This is a genomic window from Rhizobium giardinii bv. giardinii H152 (assembly GCF_000379605.1).
GTDB classification, from domain to species: domain Bacteria; phylum Pseudomonadota; class Alphaproteobacteria; order Rhizobiales; family Rhizobiaceae; genus Pararhizobium; species Pararhizobium giardinii.
Genome location: NZ_KB902579.1, coordinates 544,119 through 556,231 on the forward strand (window position 1 = coordinate 544,119; position 12,113 = coordinate 556,231).

At 60.1% G+C, this 12,113-nt stretch carries 14 protein-coding genes and 3 tRNA genes; 9 read left to right on the forward strand and 8 right to left on the reverse strand.

Annotated elements, in window-relative coordinates; genetic code table 11:
- Positions 1-81 precede the first annotated feature (81 nt).
- The 4 genes from A3AY_RS0106175 to A3AY_RS0106190 all read right to left on the reverse strand — a co-directional run bounded on the left by A3AY_RS0106175 (position 82) and on the right by A3AY_RS0106190 (position 4,329).
- The gene (locus A3AY_RS0106175; RefSeq protein ID WP_018324821.1) at positions 82-1,125 is read right to left on the reverse strand and encodes a DNA polymerase III subunit delta'; all 1,044 of its coding nucleotides are present in this window, start codon (positions 1,123-1,125) and stop codon (positions 82-84) included.
- On the reverse strand, positions 1,122-1,844 hold the full coding sequence (gene tmk / locus A3AY_RS0106180; protein ID WP_040668157.1) for a dTMP kinase: 723 nt from the start codon (positions 1,842-1,844) through the stop codon (positions 1,122-1,124). The genes A3AY_RS0106175 and tmk overlap by 4 nt, the downstream gene beginning before the upstream one ends.
- Positions 1,845-1,963: 119 nt before the next feature.
- Positions 1,964-3,118, reverse strand: coding sequence for a D-alanyl-D-alanine carboxypeptidase family protein (locus A3AY_RS0106185; RefSeq protein WP_018324823.1), 1,155 nt, complete (start codon positions 3,116-3,118; stop codon positions 1,964-1,966).
- 179 nt (positions 3,119-3,297) lie between these two features.
- Positions 3,298-4,329 (reverse strand): septal ring lytic transglycosylase RlpA family protein, encoded by a 1,032-nt coding sequence (locus tag A3AY_RS0106190; RefSeq protein ID WP_026203165.1) that lies wholly within the window; start codon positions 4,327-4,329, stop codon positions 3,298-3,300.
- 557 nt (positions 4,330-4,886) lie between these two features.
- On the opposite strand from A3AY_RS0106190, the gene A3AY_RS0106195 reads away from it, so the two are divergent.
- From A3AY_RS0106195 to A3AY_RS0106200, 3 genes are all read left to right on the forward strand, one after another.
- Positions 4,887-4,976: transfer RNA gene (locus tag A3AY_RS0106195), tRNA-Ser, on the forward strand.
- 53 nt (positions 4,977-5,029) lie between these two features.
- Positions 5,030-5,185 carry a helix-turn-helix domain-containing protein gene (locus A3AY_RS37400; protein ID WP_083925899.1) on the forward strand — a complete coding sequence of 52 codons (156 nt, stop codon included), beginning with the start codon at positions 5,030-5,032 and terminating at the stop codon, positions 5,183-5,185.
- A 213-nt stretch (positions 5,186-5,398) separates the two neighbouring features.
- A complete protein-coding gene (locus A3AY_RS0106200; protein WP_018324825.1) occupies positions 5,399-5,893 on the forward strand; it encodes a hypothetical protein in 495 nt (164 codons plus the stop codon).
- 295 nt (positions 5,894-6,188) lie between these two features.
- On the opposite strand, the gene A3AY_RS39615 is transcribed toward A3AY_RS0106200, so the two are convergent.
- Positions 6,189-6,338 (reverse strand): hypothetical protein, encoded by a 150-nt coding sequence (locus A3AY_RS39615; protein WP_167332402.1) that lies wholly within the window; start codon positions 6,336-6,338, stop codon positions 6,189-6,191.
- A gap of 335 nt (positions 6,339-6,673) precedes the next feature.
- On the opposite strand from A3AY_RS39615, the gene A3AY_RS0106210 reads away from it, so the two are divergent.
- On the forward strand, positions 6,674-6,892 hold the full coding sequence (locus tag A3AY_RS0106210) for a hypothetical protein (protein ID WP_018324827.1): 219 nt from the start codon (positions 6,674-6,676) through the stop codon (positions 6,890-6,892).
- A gap of 285 nt (positions 6,893-7,177) precedes the next feature.
- Here A3AY_RS0106210 and A3AY_RS0106215 read toward each other — a convergent pair.
- Positions 7,178-7,251: transfer RNA gene (locus A3AY_RS0106215), tRNA-Cys, on the reverse strand.
- 223 nt (positions 7,252-7,474) lie between these two features.
- Positions 7,475-8,188, reverse strand: a complete 714-nt coding sequence (gene lexA / locus A3AY_RS0106220; protein WP_018324828.1) for a transcriptional repressor LexA — start codon at positions 8,186-8,188, stop codon at positions 7,475-7,477.
- Between the two features lie 253 nt (positions 8,189-8,441).
- Between lexA and A3AY_RS34540 the strand changes: the two genes are divergently transcribed.
- Positions 8,442-8,780: a hypothetical protein gene (locus A3AY_RS34540; RefSeq protein ID WP_018324829.1), complete on the forward strand. Its 339-nt coding sequence runs from the start codon at positions 8,442-8,444 to the stop codon at positions 8,778-8,780.
- Between the two features lie 305 nt (positions 8,781-9,085).
- Here the strand turns inward: A3AY_RS34540 and A3AY_RS0106230 are convergent, their stop codons facing one another.
- Complete coding sequence (locus A3AY_RS0106230; protein WP_018324830.1) at positions 9,086-9,376, reverse strand: hypothetical protein; 291 nt, start codon at positions 9,374-9,376, stop codon at positions 9,086-9,088.
- Between the two features lie 191 nt (positions 9,377-9,567).
- Here A3AY_RS0106230 and A3AY_RS0106235 point away from each other — a divergent pair.
- The 4 genes from A3AY_RS0106235 (at position 9,568) to A3AY_RS36990 (ending at position 11,961) form a co-directional block, all read left to right on the forward strand.
- Positions 9,568-9,642 (forward strand) — tRNA-Asn (locus A3AY_RS0106235).
- Between the two features lie 215 nt (positions 9,643-9,857).
- Positions 9,858-10,688, forward strand: coding sequence for a class I SAM-dependent methyltransferase (locus A3AY_RS0106240; protein ID WP_018324831.1), 831 nt, complete (start codon positions 9,858-9,860; stop codon positions 10,686-10,688).
- Positions 10,689-10,796: 108 nt separating this feature from the next.
- The gene (locus A3AY_RS0106245) at positions 10,797-11,429 is read left to right on the forward strand and encodes a LysE family translocator (RefSeq protein ID WP_018324832.1); all 633 of its coding nucleotides are present in this window, start codon (positions 10,797-10,799) and stop codon (positions 11,427-11,429) included.
- 235 nt (positions 11,430-11,664) lie between these two features.
- Positions 11,665-11,961 carry a hypothetical protein gene (locus A3AY_RS36990; RefSeq protein ID WP_154663251.1) on the forward strand — a complete coding sequence of 99 codons (297 nt, stop codon included), beginning with the start codon at positions 11,665-11,667 and terminating at the stop codon, positions 11,959-11,961.
- Positions 11,962-12,113: the final 152 nt, after the last annotated feature.

Consider the following 12,113-nt stretch of genomic DNA (forward strand, 5'->3'; position numbering starts at 1 on the left):
CCTGTTCCTGCACGCAGCAATTCCCTGCCGCCGAACGGAGCCATATCGAACGTGCCGCCGTGATCGAACGCAAGTGGAAGTTCAGGCCGCCGGAAGGGATTCGGTCTTGATGTCGTCGAGGATCGAAAGCACGGTCTGCTTGCGATCGAGATTATAGGCCTGCGCCAGGGACAGCCGCTCGGCGATGGTCGCCGACAGTCGCGCGAAGCGTTCGGCCCGGGCGATGTCGCCGGCAACACCCGCCTGTCGCGCCGCCCGCATGATATGTCCGCTGACCAGCGCGGAAAAGAAATCGAAAATGGTCTCGTTGTCCTTGGCCGACAGAACATCGGCGAGCTTGTGCATGTCCCTGCGGATCGCCGGTCCGTGGCCCGCAAGGATCGCCTCGAAGGCGGTCATGATATCGAGACCGCCATAGTTGATCAGCTTCAACGCTTCCGAGACGCTGCCATCCGCCGCCGCGAGCACCTTTTGCGCGTCCGGACCGGAAAGGTCGAAACCGAGATTGGTCAGCGCGTCGCGCAGGGCATCCGGTGCCAGCGGCTTCAGCTGCAGCGGCAGGCAGCGCGAACGGATGGTTGGCAGCAACTTGCCCGGCGCATGGGTCAGCACCAGGAACAGCGACCGTTTCGGCGGCTCCTCGAGAATTTTCAGGATCGCGTTGGCGGCATTGCGGTTGAGATCGTCGGCCGGATCGACGATGACGATGCGCCAGTTGCCGGTACCGGACGTTTGCGAGAAGAACTTGCCGGCCCGGCGCACCTCGTCGACGGTGATGGCGCTCTTGACCTTGCCGGTCTTGTCGTCGAGCGGCCGCGTCAGATGCAAAAGGTTGTGCGACGCGCCTGAAGCGATCTGCCGGCTGACGATCGCGGTTGGATCGGGAGTGGCGAGCTCCGCCGGCGCCTGCGAAGGCTCGGGATGGGTCAGCACGTGGTTGGCGAAGCGGAAGGCAAGCGTCGCCTTGCCGATGCCCGCCGGCCCCTCGATGAGGATGGCGTGATGCCCCTTCCCAGACCGGTAGCTTTGCGCCAGAAAATGCTCCGCTTCGGCATGACCGAAGAGCCTGGTATTTTCCGCTGGCGGCACAGCGCCATCCAGAACGTCAAATCGATCACTGCTCATTGCGCCGCTTCCGTTTCCGGTCCATCGCCACCCGTGGACAACAACGGCTCGACAATCGCAAGCACCGCGGCGGCGATGTCGCTGGCACTCGCTGCCGCATCGACCACATGACAGCGCCGCGGATCGGCTCTGGCGATAGCACGGAAAGCCTCGCGACGCTTTTCGTGCGTTTCGAGTTCTTCCTTCTCGAAGCGGTCGAGTTCGACCTCCTCGCCGGCCGGCGCTTCCGCCATAGCCGCGCGGCGGCGCACGCGCTCGAGACCGACGGCAGCGGGAAGATCGAAGATGATGGTGCAATTCGGGGTCACGCCATTGACCGCGACCCGCTCCAGGGCCTCGATGAAGGACGGTTCCAGGTTGCCAGTCACGCCTTGATAGACGCGTGAGGAGTCCATGAACCGGTCGCACAGGACGACCGTGCCGTTCAGAAGCGCCGGACGAATGACTTCCTCGACATGATCGCTTCGCGCGGCCGCAAAAAGAATGGCTTCCATGCGCACGCCAAATTCCTGCGCCGCGCCGGAGAGAAGCACATGCCGCACGGCCTCCGCGCCGGGAGAGCCGCCCGGCTCGCGCGTGGTCAGAACCGTTAAGCCGCGGTCACGCAGGGAATCGGCAAGCAGGCGAATCTGGGTGGATTTTCCGGCCCCCTCGCCGCCCTCGAATGTAACGAACAGGCCTTTTCCGACTGACACTCTTGATTCCCGTATGACCGCCATCGCCCGCCATGGGACGGGCACGTTTGTATTCCGGCTGCCCCGAACGGTGCAGCGCTTGCAACTCGAATTCTGTTTAGCGGATTGTCCCGGACGGCGAAACCTTCGATGCCGTCATTTCCTCATAACCAGAAAAACAGCAGCTCCTGCAGCGCGTCGGCCGCCCGGCTGCTGAGCGACCCCTCCCCTACAGCCCCTGCAGTTTCGACCGGAACCTCGCGCAGCAGCCGCGTACCGTTCCAGATCTTCAGGGTGCCCGCGTGCCGGCCGGTTGCGAGCGGGACCGTCAAAGGCCAGCGATAGATCACCTTGGCCGACAGGCGTTCGGGATTGTTGACGGGGACGAGCACATCGACGGCATCGCGCGTCACCAACGTCACATGCGATTGTGCTCCACCGTAGACGGCGGCTTCGCCGACCGCTTCGCCGGCCAAGAACAACGTCTTCCGCTCAAAGGCGGTCATCGACCAGTCGAGCACCCGGCGCGTCTCCTCGATCCGCTCCTTGTCGCTTGCCAGCCCGCCGATCGCGAGAAAGACACGCCGACCGTTTCGCTGCATGGTCGCGACCATCGAGTAGCCGAACCCCTCGGCAAATCCGGTCACGAAACCGTCGACGCCGATATTGGCTGCGACGAGCGGATTGCGGTTGCGCTGGAGAATCTTGTTCCACTCGAATTCCGCCTGGGAATAATAGTGGAAAAATTCCGGGTAACGCGTGTGGATGTGCCGCGCGAGCAGCGCCATGTCGCGCATCGTCACCGCATTCTGCGGATCGGGAAGTCCGGTCGCGTTCTGGAAAACCGAGGCGGTCATTCCGAGTTCACGAGCCCGCTCCGTCATGCGCTTGGCGAAGGCGCCCTCGCTGCCGGCCATCCCTTCCGCCAAGGTGATGCAGGCGTCATTGGCGAACTGGACGGTCACGCCCTGAAGGAGATCGGCAACGCGGATGCGCGACTTCAAGACGGCGAACATCGTCGAGGTGCCGGATGGCGCGCCACCGGTCCGCCAGGCATGTTCGGAGACAGGAAATTCGGTATCGAGCGTCAGCTCGTTCTTGCCGAGCGCGTCGAAGACGATCTCGGCGGTCATCAGCTTGGCCAGCGATGCCGGCGGCACCGGGGCATCTTCATCCTTGGCAAAGAGGACCGTGCCGGTTTCGGCATCGATCAGGTATGCCTGCCTGGCCTTGGTTTCAAAAGCTTCAGCCTGCGCGATCAAGGGCGCGCAGAAATACAATGCGACGAAGATGAAGACCGAGAACAGCCGTGCGCGCATTCCAAACTCCGGTTCCTCTCCGGCCATAGCAGCCGGCTCACCGGGGATCAATCGGCGCATCTCGGATTAGAGCATGATGCCGAAAAGTGTAAGCGGTTTTCGGACGACATCATGCTCTACTTCTTTGATTCTAGAGCGGATTCAGATTTTAGGTCGATTCGACCTAAAATCATCCGGCTCTATCGCAGGACGCTCTGGCGTTTTGCATATTCGACGATGGTATTTGGCGTCAGCGGGTTCTTGTCGACCAGAATGGCATCGAAAGCTGTTTCGGAGGTGCTGACCCGCGCTTCGACATAGGCCGCCGCATAGGCCATGTTGCCGTCGGGCAGCGGAATGTACTCCGGCCGCTCGGTCGGGATCGGCCCGATTTCCGGCAGCATGACGAAGGCATCGAGCACCGCCGACGCGGCAATCGGCGTTGCGGTTTCGGCGAGCGCCGTCACCGGCACGCCCATTTCCAAGTTCGATTTCGAAGGCATGGTCAGCGTGCCGAGGCTGCCGGCCTGTTTGCGCAACGGCTCGTTCGACGCGACCATCACGCCGGTTGCGATCTGTCCTTCGGGGAAGGCGTTCGGCGTGCGATCGCCCTTCCGGACATAGGACGCCATCAGGTAGGGCATGTCGTTGCCCTCAAGCGGCGCCTTGCCGATATACTGGACGCGCACCTGGGCACTGCCCTTGCGCTTCATGTCGAGGAAATCGGCGGTCTTGGAGGAGACGTCGATGATACGGCCCATCTCATAGGGGCCGCGATCGTTGACGCGCACCACCACCGAAGAACCGTTCTCGAGATTGGTGACGCGGGCATAGCTCGGCAGCGGGAACGTCGGGTGGGCGGCCGACAGGTGGTATTTGTCGTAGACTTCGCCATTCGCCGTCAGGCGGCCGTGAAACGCCGAACCGTACCAGGAGGACATGCCGGTCTTGTTGTAGCCGAAATCCTCTTTCGGCTGGTACCACTTGCCCTTGACCTTGTAGGGTTTGCCGACCTGGTAGCGACCGCCGCCCTTGGGGATATTGCGGCCATCGGCAACCCGCGGGCTCGCCTTCACGCCATAGACCGACTCGGCAAAATATTCCTTGCTGCGCAGCTTGTCCCGTTTGACGCTGCCCGTCGATCCGCACGCCGTCAGCGCGGCGCAAACCATGGGGATGGCGGCAAAGCGTAATCCCCTGAAGAGAAGAGCCGCAGTCTGATTGGATGTCATGTGTCCCACAATCGCAATTCGTAAAAGCCGACCTCGGTACTCTTCACGCATGCCCCCACGCGAAAGAACCGGCGTCACGAAACGTAACAGTCGATTAATCATGACAACAACGTGGCGAAATTGCGAATGGTTAACCGTGCCAGTATGGAACAATTGAGATTATGGTTTATGAATAGTTAATATTTCCTGCCGGGACTATCAGAGATAAGCCATCTATACGATGCCGTTCTTGATTGAAAAACAGATGTTTGAGCCAGAGGCGCGTTTTCAACACACATATTCGACAACGGTACAGAGGACGCCGCCGATCGCTCCACTGGCGTCGCGGCTAAAGGCGGTAATATTTTGCGGATTCGGGGGTCGCGAGCCATTCGCTCACCCGTTTTGGGTTGGGAAGCGCACGGTCGTAGATGCCAGCCAACGGCCGCAGAACAAGTTGACGCCGCGATCAAAGCTGCTAAAAAGCCAGCCATCGAATGATTGGGTAGAAAAGTGTTCGCAAGGACCGTTTTTCAGCGCTCCGCACAATGCGGAAAGACAAGCCTTTTCAATTAGATGGAAGAGTGTCCGAGTGGTTTAAGGAACCGGTCTTGAAAACCGGCGTGCGGGAAACCGTACCGTGGGTTCGAATCCCACCTCTTCCGCCAGAATTTCAGCTATGTAATTGTTTTTGACACGGCCGGCGCCTGTTGTGCGGGCGATGTTGGGCATGACCCAAACTGACCTTGCAAAGCTCGCCGGAATATCGACTACCGGCCTCAACAACATCGAACGAGGGATCCCAGATCCAAAAGCCTCGACTCTGCGGGCTCTGAAAACAGCGCTAGAGGAAGTCGGCGTGGCGATCCCTATGTGATTGAACCGACAGGTTTCGAGTGTCTGCCGATGCGCCTCGTCGCTTTCATGTGGGGGTTCCTGTAGCAAGTGGTCTGTTACCTTGACATGGCGCCGATGTGTAGCAACGTTGTGAAACAAAATAGGTATTGTTGATTCGGCAATCCTGGCTCAAAGCATGGGCTTTATATTTCTGCGCTGAACGATGTGCCCCGCTACCGAAAGAAGGAAGCATATGCGCACTTTGGTTCTAACGTTTGTTCGTCTCGGCCCCACCTTGGTCTATGCCGCCGGCATGTTATTTGCAGCGAGCATCATCCTGCTGGCGACTTTTCCCGGCAACCCGTTGTCTTGGGCGCTATACCTGACATTACTGCCGGTCCTGCGGCTGCCAGCGTTTGTACTGCTTGACCTTCCAGGAGTGGAGGTGTGGCACGTTATAGCGGCACTGGCATTCATCGCTGCCTGTGGAGTTTACTTCGTGACGCAACCCAAGCGGTTCATCAGGGCGCGTTTTTTCCATGCCCATGTGGCTCTGCTAGCGCTTATATTCGCCAATACCGGGGCACACAGCGCCCAGGCAGTTGGCCTAGGACTGACCCCGCCGGGGGAATATCAATGGTCGCTTCCGATACCCACGACGCTGCTCGGGACAGCCCTTGTCACCCTGGTCGCGCTAGCCTGCCTTTCAACCCATGCCGATATAATCCGGCGTATCCTCAGGGCATAGTTCATATTGGCATCTCAGTGCGAACGGCGCGGATGCTTCGGCCATGACATTGTCGAAGGCCAGGCGGCTATTGACGTGCCCGTGGCCTTCTGGATGGTGTCAACGGCGTGGTTGACCGCCATGTTTGCAAGTGTGATGCAATCACGTTCGTCCCCGATCGCCTGCAGCTTTCCGGATGAGCGGCGGCCACAATGCGGGATTGAAGCTCACCCGCAGTTGCGCATCAACGCCGCTGAGATGGCCACGACCACGGCTGCGATGGTGGCCGCTTCCGGATCCCGCAAAAGAAGGCCTCTCAGCCGGCAACTCTGTCGATGGTTGTGATGACGGTTGTGAGCGCCGGTGCGCTGGCTTGGGTCCAAAGCTGGTATCCCACCACGCTTGCCAAGATGGTGGACCATATAACGAAATCTCCGATACGCAGCAGCGGTTCTTTCTTCTTCATGACAGCCATCCTCATGTCAGGCAGGATTTCCTAAAGACAACATCGCGCCGATTGTTCAGCTTCGGAAGACGGTGTTCGGTGAACACTGTATTTCATATCGAACAATGGCACTGTTCCTGCGGGAACAGCTGCGGCGATCAGCCAATACGAAAGCGAACGCCGAAGCGGCATTTTCCGACCGGAAGCCCGCGATAACGATTCACTCGATCGCCAAATTGTGTTAGGTTCCGGTTGGAGGCAAACCACACCGGTTGTTGCGACCCGGTCGCGTTTGTCTTTCGGATCCCAGTTCCATCTTTGGATCTGGATCTGCCCCCGGGGTGAAGGAGAATGCCATGCATTACAGCGTGCAGTTTTTCACCTGGACGCCGAAACAGGGCGTCCATCAAGTTGGGTCAACGATCGAGATCGATGCGGTCAATCCAAAACTGGCTGCCGTCTCGCTGTTGGGCCTGAGACTGGATGAGACCGGCGCGGCCAAGAGATTGGCAGCACGCGTCTGGAATGCACCGGACGACAGCAAGGCCGATTGCGAGTGTTTCTACTATCATTGACCGCCGGCCCCTCGCCACGGTTGTGAAGGCGCGTTCGCTTCGCCTCTGCGAATGCGGTTTATCGCGACCCGACTGCATCGCACCGGCGTTGCTTTGTGGCCCATAGAGAACGTGGTTTCGCCGGAATGCTCTTTTCGACACGGTGGGGCACGTCGCCGGGTGACGGCGGCTCGGAGCAAGCCTTACGTCAATAAGTATGCCGCGTGCCAGGTCAAGGTGGCGTCAAACGAAATTGCCGCCATGGTTGAAGCGGCAGCCCTATCCAATTGCTAATGTGGAAAATTTTGGAGGCCTCGCCCGGAATTGAACCGGGGTACAAGGATTTGCAGTCCTCTGCGTCACCACTCCGCCACGAGGCCTCGTAACGATCATCACTTAATCGTGACGGGCGTTTAGACCGATTTCCGATCCAGTGCAAGACGCCATGACCAAATTCGAGTTATTTCTCATGGGAGAAACCGGTATCCCGCCACAACCGCTGTTCCTGGCCGGGAAATGCGCAGCATCCCTCACGGTATCACTTCGCCGGTCCACCCGTCCGTTTTCGAAGAAGACTCCGTTTGGCTCCCGTTCACTCCGAGCTTAGTGGTATCGGCGGATCAGACCGACGAGCTTGCCTTGAATCTTCACGCGATCAGGGCCGAAAATCCGGGTTTCGTAGGCGGGGTTGGCTGCCTCGAGCGCAATCGATGCCCCCTTGCGGCGAAACCGTTTCAGCGTCGCCTCCTCATCATCGACCAGCGCGACGACGATCTCCCCCGGGCTGGCGCTGTTGGTATTGCGGATGATGACGGTGTCGCCGTCGAGAATGCCGGCCTCGATCATCGAATCGCCACGGACTTCCAGCGCATAATGTTCCCCGCTGCCGACCATCTCGAGCGGCACGGAAATATCGTGCGTATTGTTCTGGATCGCCGAGATCGGCACACCGGCGGCGATTCGCCCCATGACGGGGATGGAGACGGAATTGTTCTCGTTGCTGGCCGTGACAGGCTTGGCGGCCGGCGCCGGGGCGGCATCGCGGCTGCCCTGGATGACGCTCGGCGAAAAGCCGCGCTTGGGCTGAAGGCTCGCGGAATAGGCTTCCGGCAGCTTGATGACCTCAAGCGCGCGGGCCCGGTTGGGTAGACGCCGTATGAAGCCGCGTTCCTCGAGTGCGGTGATCAGCCGGTGAATTCCGGATTTCGAGGCGAGGTCCAGCGCATCCTTCATCTCGTCGAAGGATGGCGGAACGCCCGATTCCTTCATTCTTTCGTGAATGAACAGAAGCAGTTCCTGTTGCTTGCGGGTCAGCATGAAAGATCACTCCGGAATCGAGAAACAAATCAAGAACGAACACTATATGTTCCATATGTGTTCCGCAAGTCCCTAAAATTCGCGGCGCTTTTCAGAAGGGCGCATTCCGCCCGATAGCGGTAGAAACCCGACCTTCCTCCCCCAGCAACCCGCGTCGGCCAGTGTCGCCTGGGAACATTTGCACCTGTGCCGCCGTTTTCCGCTGGTGTTGAAACATTGCAGCGGCTCGGATGTCGTTGCGAGGAGGCGGGAAATGGCAGTCGATGAACGCGGTAACAAGGTTTCGGTCGAAGACACGAACCGGACTGTGAAGGTCAGCGGCGTGGCGGCGCGCCAGGGGCTGCTTGGACGCCCGGTTCTGATGGTTCTCATCGGCGGCCTGGTGCTGGCGGTCCTGGCCTGGGCGGGCGCCGAGATGTTCGGCGAAATCACCGACAATGATGCGGCCACGCAAGTCGAGGAGATTGCGCCGGCCAAGGAAAGCGTCCCGGCCGACCAGGGCACCGTCGGCAATACGCCGGCGACGGGTGAGCAGATCCAGCCGGCCCCGGTCGACAAGGATCCTACCCCGCAGACCGGTTCCAGCGGGTAGGCCTTAGCGCCGGGCACTCCTCCGCTTCACTGTGAAACGGAGGCCTCCAATGACGGTCCCCCTTTGTCGGGCCACGGCTACTTGTACTAGCCTGCGCTGATATCGACCGATTTCGCTGGAGCGATTTTTTCCGGCAAGGCGAAAACGCCGTCAGACCGTGTGGTCCGGCGGGTGATTTTTCGACGCAGTCGGGAGGCCAAAAGTGACCGGACCTGCGCTGGGCCCGATATCGGCCACGTCGCAATCCTCGAGCGATGCCTGAGCTTCCAATCGGATGACCGCATCAGGCCCACGAAATCGGTATATCAGCGCGCGTTGGTATTCGTCGTCTCCCGCTTGCGCGCCCACCAGACGGACAGTCTGCGGCGCTGACGCCGGACGAAGGCAAGGTCGTGCGATAGCACGATCAGGCCCAGCGGTATCATCCAGAAGCCAAGAAACGGCAGGAAGCCGAGAATGCCGCCAAAGATCAACACGGCACCAAGGGCAATGCGCCACGCCCGCGATTGCGGCAGCTGCAGCCGCCAGGAGCCGAGAATGAGTTCATGCGTGCTCGGATCGATACCGAATTTTTTCGTTTTCTGCGATTCTGCCATGGTCACCTGTCGAACTCTCGAGCCCAGCCCATTGGAGCGGGGAATTTCGGTCGTCCTCGCCCACGCGAGCACTCTCCTCCATATGGGCGTTCTCCACAGTCAGACAAGATTGTGCACTTTTTTTGAAAAACCGCTTGGCAAATCGGAAAAGCATTTGTATTAGCAGCCTCACTTCTGCAGCGCGCAGATGATCCCTGGTAGCTCAGCGGTAGAGCATTCGACTGTTAATCGACAGGTCGCCGGTTCGAATCCGGCCCGGGGAGCCAGTTTCAAGGGCTGCGTCTAAAGGCGCAGCCCTTTTTCGTTGCGTGTCGGCGGCGAGCACTCGCTCCGTCGCCCCTTTCGCGCCCGTCCTTAATCGCAACTGTTTTGTCGCCTACACTGCCCGGTAAGGTCTTGCGTGCAGCAGCGTCGCCATGCGTCTGACGAGATTTGCGCAAGGAGCGGCTTGAAGCGCCGGTCCTCGCTTCACGGGTGCACCATGACAGGTGAAAAAGTGTCGCTCACCAAGGAGAAGGAAACCCTCCTCATCACGCTTTCTGCGAAGGCGGGGGAAAGCCGCATGCCGGATTCGCTTCTCAAGGATCGCTTCGCCGCCGAAGCCGTCAGCCGGATCGACTACGACTTCTCGAGGCTGAACGTCGATCGTGACATGATGATCGGCGTGGCGATGCGCGCCCATACGCTCGATGGCTGGACGCGTGACTTCATCGCACGTCATCCCGACGCGAGCGTGCTGCATCTCGGCTGCGGGTTGGACAGTCGCGTCTTCCGCATTGATCCGCCGCCGACGATCCGCTGGTTTGAGGTGGACTATGCCGAGGTAATCGCCTTGCGCCGCAAGCTCTATCCCGAGCGGGAATCCTGTAGCCTCATCGGGTCGTCCGTCATCGATCGGCATTGGGTTGCAGATCTGCCCTCCGACCGTCCGACGATCATCGTCGCCGAGGGGCTTTTTCCCTACTTGGCGGAGGATGAGGTCCCGAAATTGCTGCGGCGGCTTACGGCGCACCTTGCGCGTGGCGAGCTGGTCTTCGATGGCTATAGCCGGCTCGGACTGGCGCTGATCAGCTGGCAGCCTTCGGTGCGCGCGACCGGCGCCAGGCTGCGTTGGGCGGTGGACGATCCCCGCGAACTCGAAAGGCAGGTCCCGCGGCTGAAATTGCAGACGGAACTGCTGGCCTACGATCCGGGCGCCTACGATGCGAAACAGATCGACAGGCTGTCCTGGGCGGCGCGGTTGACGATTGGCCTCTTTGCTGCCCTTCCGGCGCTTGGAAAAATCGGCCGGCTGCTGCGCTTTCGGTTTTGAGATCACCGCGCGTGATGCCCTCCACGCTTTGGCATCGGTCGGCGCGACAGTCCGTCGTTTCCCGTGTACAGAGGAAGTTGCGCCTCGCCTGCCGAACCGGAGCCGACAATGCCATCAACCGAACTGCTGATCGCCTTTCTCGCCACCACCGCTGTCTTTGCCTATATCCCGGGTCCCGCCATGCTTTATGCGGCGGCCCAGACGATAGCGCGCGGCCGGTGGTCGGGGCTTATGGCCGCATTGGGCATTCATCTTGGTGGATACGCTCATGTTTTTGCCGCGGCCGCCGGCTTGTCGATCCTGTTCCACGCCGTGCCGGTGCTGTATGTGGCCGTGAAACTGGCCGGGGCGGCGTATCTTGTCTGGCTCGGCATTGCGCTGTTTCGTGCGCGGGCCGATGGGGATGCCGCCCTGCCCGGCACCGAGCCGAAATCCGGCCGGCGGGCTTTTTTTGAAAGCGTCACCGTCGAGGTTCTCAATCCCAAGACGGCGATCTTCTTTGTGGCCTTCCTGCCGCAATTTGTCGACGTTTCCGCCGTGTTCCCCGTCTGGCTGCAACTTGCCATTCTCGGGACGATCGTCAATCTCGTGTTTACGTCTGCCGATATCGTCTGTGTGCTTTTGGCCGGCGCCGTGATTGGCCGGCTGCGCCGATCGACCCATGCGCGGCGGCTGATGCAGCGCGCCGGTGGCGCGATGCTGATCGGATTGGGGGCTCATCTTGCCTTTCAGAAGAGCTGAATTCCCCGATTGAGGTTCCGGAGGCTCGTTTTGAAAATGGCAGAATCGGTGACGGAGAGTTGAGCCGAACCGTCTCTGGGCTGCGTGCTTTTGAAAAGTTTTCGGGAGAGAAACTGCGACGGTCGAAGCGATGCGCATTGCGCCTTTCGGCGTAGCGCGCCGGCCACTCCTTTCGGCAATCTTGACGGCCGGGTGCAATCTGCCACTCTACAGCCATGGGGAGTGGGGGAAGTCGATGACAACAATTGTCAGGACGGAAAAACGCAGGCGTGGAATATTCGGAATTCTTGTTTGGTGGACGTTCTTGACCTTCAATGCCTTGATGGCCTCGTGGCTTTTTTACGAGATCATGTTCACTTCGGAAAAGGTCGGCGAAGGCTTGCATGCTGAAATGCAGGCCGGCAAAGCAATCGGCGAAACAATCACGGCAAGTGCCTTGCTGTGGGTGTGGGTTATCGGCTCGGTGATCCTCGGCTTGGTTGTCGCCCTGACCCGCAGAACGAGGGGTGCCCGTTTGCAAAAGATCGATTGAGCGCTCGTCGAACGGTCAAAGCACGGCCCTCCGCTTGAGCATGCAGCCCGCGGCTGGGTGCGCCTGGGGACTTTGGTCGCCCCAACAGTTATGGGCCCCTTCCGTCTTTCGTGGGGCTGATGTGTGTCGTTTGCAGTCGCAGCAGGCAGGCA

What these genes read in the sequence shown, in the direction of transcription:
- A3AY_RS0106175 (WP_018324821.1), bottom strand. Translation starts at nt 1,125, where the DNA reads ATGAGCAGTGATCGATTTGACGTTCTGGATGGCGCTGTGCCGCCAGCG.
- tmk (WP_040668157.1), bottom strand. Translation starts at nt 1,844, where the DNA reads ATGGCGGTCATACGGGAATCAAGAGTGTCAGTCGGAAAAGGCCTGTTC.
- A3AY_RS0106185 (WP_018324823.1), bottom strand. Translation starts at nt 3,118, where the DNA reads ATGCGCGCACGGCTGTTCTCGGTCTTCATCTTCGTCGCATTGTATTTC.
- A3AY_RS0106190 (WP_026203165.1), bottom strand. Translation starts at nt 4,329, where the DNA reads ATGACATCCAATCAGACTGCGGCTCTTCTCTTCAGGGGATTACGCTTT.
- A3AY_RS37400 (WP_083925899.1), top strand. Translation starts at nt 5,030, where the DNA reads ATGTTGGGCATGACCCAAACTGACCTTGCAAAGCTCGCCGGAATATCG.
- A3AY_RS0106200 (WP_018324825.1), top strand. Translation starts at nt 5,399, where the DNA reads ATGCGCACTTTGGTTCTAACGTTTGTTCGTCTCGGCCCCACCTTGGTC.
- A3AY_RS39615 (WP_167332402.1), bottom strand. Translation starts at nt 6,338, where the DNA reads ATGAAGAAGAAAGAACCGCTGCTGCGTATCGGAGATTTCGTTATATGG.
- A3AY_RS0106210 (WP_018324827.1), top strand. Translation starts at nt 6,674, where the DNA reads ATGCATTACAGCGTGCAGTTTTTCACCTGGACGCCGAAACAGGGCGTC.
- lexA (WP_018324828.1), bottom strand. Translation starts at nt 8,188, where the DNA reads ATGCTGACCCGCAAGCAACAGGAACTGCTTCTGTTCATTCACGAAAGA.
- A3AY_RS34540 (WP_018324829.1), top strand. Translation starts at nt 8,442, where the DNA reads ATGGCAGTCGATGAACGCGGTAACAAGGTTTCGGTCGAAGACACGAAC.
- A3AY_RS0106230 (WP_018324830.1), bottom strand. Translation starts at nt 9,376, where the DNA reads ATGGCAGAATCGCAGAAAACGAAAAAATTCGGTATCGATCCGAGCACG.
- A3AY_RS0106240 (WP_018324831.1), top strand. Translation starts at nt 9,858, where the DNA reads ATGACAGGTGAAAAAGTGTCGCTCACCAAGGAGAAGGAAACCCTCCTC.
- A3AY_RS0106245 (WP_018324832.1), top strand. Translation starts at nt 10,797, where the DNA reads ATGCCATCAACCGAACTGCTGATCGCCTTTCTCGCCACCACCGCTGTC.
- A3AY_RS36990 (WP_154663251.1), top strand. Translation starts at nt 11,665, where the DNA reads ATGACAACAATTGTCAGGACGGAAAAACGCAGGCGTGGAATATTCGGA.